The organism is Hymenobacter agri, from assembly GCF_054778495.1.
This window is the reverse complement of sequence record NZ_BAAGZM010000459.1, coordinates 1-3,534: the sequence shown is the minus strand read 5'-3', so window position 1 is coordinate 3,534 and position 3,534 is coordinate 1. Positions and strand designations below refer to the sequence as shown.

Here is a 3,534-nt window from a genome sequence, read left to right as displayed (position 1 = left end):
CGGGGCACCACGATGCCCACCTCGTGCCCCTGCCGCCCGGCACCAACGGCCAGCCCGGCGGCGTGCTCATTCTGCTGCGCGACGTAACCGAGCGCGACCGCCTCACCGAAGAAGCCATTCAGCTGCGCCTGCGTCAGCAGCAGGAAGTGCTGGCCGCCATTCTGGCCACCCAGGAAACCGAGCGCAAACGCATTGCCGAGGCCTTGCACAACGGCTTGGGCCAGCTGCTCTATGCCACCAAGCTCAGCCTTGACAATGCCGGCAGCCAGCCGGCTGTGCCGCGGGAGTCGCTGCGCCTGCTCGAAGAAGCCATTCGCAGCACGCGCACCATTTCCTTCGAGCTCACGCCCGGCATTCTGGAGGATTTTGGCCTGCACACAGCCCTCGAAACGCTGGTGAAACGCATTGCTCCGGCCCGTCTGCCCCTGCACCTGCACCTGCGCAACCTCGACCAGCGCCTGCCCGCCCTCATCGAAATTGCCGTGTACCGCACCGTGCAGGAACTGCTCAACAACGTGATGAAGCACGCCCAGGCCACCGAAGTCGAAGTGCACGTAGCTCTGGAAGCCAAACGGCTCTGCGTGAGCGTGGAAGACAACGGCCGCGGCTTCGAACCGGCAGTGCTGGCGGCCGAGCCGCTGGCCGGCATCGGGCTGGCCGGCGAGCGCAACCGGGTGGCGCTGCTCGGGGGCGAGCTAGCCATTCGCTCGCAGCGGGGGCGGGGCACCATCATTAGTTTCGAAGTGGAAGTGTAGGCCGGGGCGGAAGCGCCGGGCAAGGGTCGGGCTTGCAACCCGTGCCGGGAAGCTGCGTCAGATGGCAGGCTCCCGGCAAAACGGGCGGTCGGAAAATTCTCCTGATGCTGAAAATTTACCAAAGCCCAGTCCGCGCCACCAGCCGCCGGGCCCGCTGGAGCCTGTGGCTCTTGTTGTTGCTGGCTACCTCAATGGGCGCGCGGGCCCAAACCACGGGCCGGATTGACGGTACGCTGCTCGACGCGGCCACGCAGCAGCCGCTGCCGTTTGCGGGCGTGGTGCTGCTGCGGGCGTCCGATTCGACCTTCGTAACGGGCGCGCAGTCGCTGGAAAGCGGCGCTTTCACGCTCGAAAAAATACCGCTGGGAAACTATGTGCTGAAGGTCAGCGTGGTGGGCTACCGGGCCGGCCGGCGGGCCGTAAGCCTGACCAGCGCCGCGCCCGAGCTGCACTTGGGCCCGTTGCGCCTGCGCACCGCCGCCACCAAGCTGGCCGAAGTGGTGGTGAAAGGCCAGCGCGCTATCGTGACCGACAACCTCGACAAAAAGGTGGTGGACGTGACCAAGGACCTGGCCGCCACCGGCGGCACCGCCGTGGATGCCCTCCAGAACGTGCCCTCCGTGACGGTGGACCAGAACGGCGCGGTGAGCCTGCGCGGCTCGACTAACGTGCGCATTTTGGTGGATGGCAAGCCCACCGGCGTAACGCTGGACCAGCTGCCGGCCAGCTCCATCCAGAACATCGAGGTGGTGACCAATCCATCTTCCCGCTACGACGCGGAGGGCTCAGCCGGTATCATCAATATTGTATTGAAAAAGGAGCGGCAGGACGGCCTGAACGGCCAGGCCAGCGCCACGGCCGGCACCGGCGACAAATACAACACCTCGCTCAGCCTGAACTACCACCACGGCAAGCTCAACGCCTTCGGCTCGTATGACTGGCGCGACGACCGCCGCACCGGCTACGGCTCGGTGCGCCAGCGCAGCGAAACCGCCGCCGGCCCCGTGGTGCTGAACCAAGACCGCACCGGCGTGTTCCGGGGCATTTCGCACGCCGTGCGCCTCGGCCTCGACTACGCCTTCACGCCCGACCAGACGCTGACGCTGACCGTGCAGCCGCGCTACAACTCGCAGGACAACCGCGAAGCCATCACCTCCACCCAAACCAACCTGAGCACCGGCGACCGGCCCTCGCTGGGCAACACCACCCGCTACAACACCAACGCCGGCTACGCCAGGCAGGCCGATTTCAGCCTCGATTACCGCCGCCTCTGGCCCGAGCAAAAGGGACGCGAACTGACGGCCAGCGCCATTTACACGCCGGTGCTGAGCAACATCGGCGTGAACTCGACGGTGGACTACCGCGACCAGCCTACCGGGTTTCAGCAGCAGCAGTTCGACACGCACTACGACCTGTTCACGGCCCAGCTCGACTACGTGCGGCCGGTGGGGGAGAAGGGCCGCTACGAGCTGGGGGCCAAGAGCATTTCGCGCCGTTCGGATGACGATTACCAGTTTTTCAGCCAGCCCGCGCTGGCATACAATCCGTCGAACCGCTTCATCTACCACGAGCTCATTCAGTCGGCCTACGGCACTTACGCCAACGCGGCCGGTGCCTTCACCTACCAGCTGGGCCTGCGCCTGGAGCAAACCAATACCCGCGGCGACCTGATGGCCACGGCTCCGGTTGAGCCCAGCTTCACGCGCAGCTATTTCAGCCTGTTCCCCAGCGCCGTGCTGGCCTACGACGTGAGCAAGGAGCACCGCGTGCAGCTCAGCTACTCGCGCCGCATCCAGCGCCCCAGCGCCGACGAGCTGAACTCCTTCCCCGACCGGTCGGACCCGCTGAACCTGCGCGCCGGCAACTCCGGGCTGCGGCCCGAATTCGTGCATTCGGTGGAGCTGGGCGACCAGCATTTTTTCGGCGCGGGCGGCTCGGTGAGCGGCACGGCGTTTTACCGGTTCGAGCAGAACACAATTACCAACATCCGCGACCCCTTCTTTTTCGATGCTGTGACGAATTCCGTTGTCACGAACACCACGCGCCTGAACGTGGGGCAGGAAACCAACTACGGCCTCGAAGCGGTGGTGTCGGCTCCGCTTACTAGTATCTGGAAAGTGAGTTTGAACGCCTCGGCTTTTCGGCGCATCATCCAGGGCTCGGCCCCGACCAATGTCGATTTCAACACCAGCAACGTAGTGTACACCAGCCGCCTGAACACCACGCTGACGCCCGTGAAGCAGCTCGACGTGCAGCTCTCGGCCAACTACCGCTCGCCGGTGGTGTCGGCGCAGGGCCAGCGCCTCACGCAGTTCAACGCCGATTTCGCCGCCAAATACAGCGTGCTCAAAGACAAAGGCAGCATCACGCTGCGGGCAGCCGATATCTTCAACACGCTGCAATTCAACTTCAACGCCGCCGGCGCGGGCTTCGAGTCCGTCACGCGCAACAAGCGCGAGTCGCGCATTGTGTACCTGGGCTTTAGCTACCGTTTCGGCAGCGGCAGCACCGTGCCGCGCCCCAAGCGCAAAGAGGAGCCGGCCGATGAGCGCGGCTTTGAGTAGGCCGCGCCTGAACCATCTGCCTTAAATTTGTGGTTCGGCGGGGGCAGCGGTTGTTGCCTGGCTGCTTTCCTAACTATTTCGTCATGCTTGCATCGTTTCGTTTGTTCTTTTTCGCGGCCTGCGGGGCTGCCATTCTGGGGTTGAGCAGCTGCGGCAACACCCAGCCGGCCACTACCGAAGCGGCCGAAACGGCCGCCCCGGCCAAGCCCGCGGCC

Annotated in this window: 2 protein-coding genes; both read left to right on the top strand. The window is 65.1% G+C overall.

Translation table 11 applies throughout. The features are described 5' to 3' along the window. The coding region (locus ACYVDE_RS17630) for a sensor histidine kinase (RefSeq protein WP_460502862.1) at positions 1 to 755 on the top strand (755 nt) is incomplete at its 5' end. A 104-nt stretch (positions 756 to 859) separates the two neighbouring features. Next, positions 860 to 3,319 carry a TonB-dependent receptor domain-containing protein gene (locus tag ACYVDE_RS17625; RefSeq protein ID WP_460502861.1) on the top strand — a complete coding sequence of 820 codons (2,460 nt, stop codon included), beginning with the start codon at positions 860 to 862 and terminating at the stop codon, positions 3,317 to 3,319. Positions 3,320 to 3,534 lie beyond the last annotated feature (215 nt).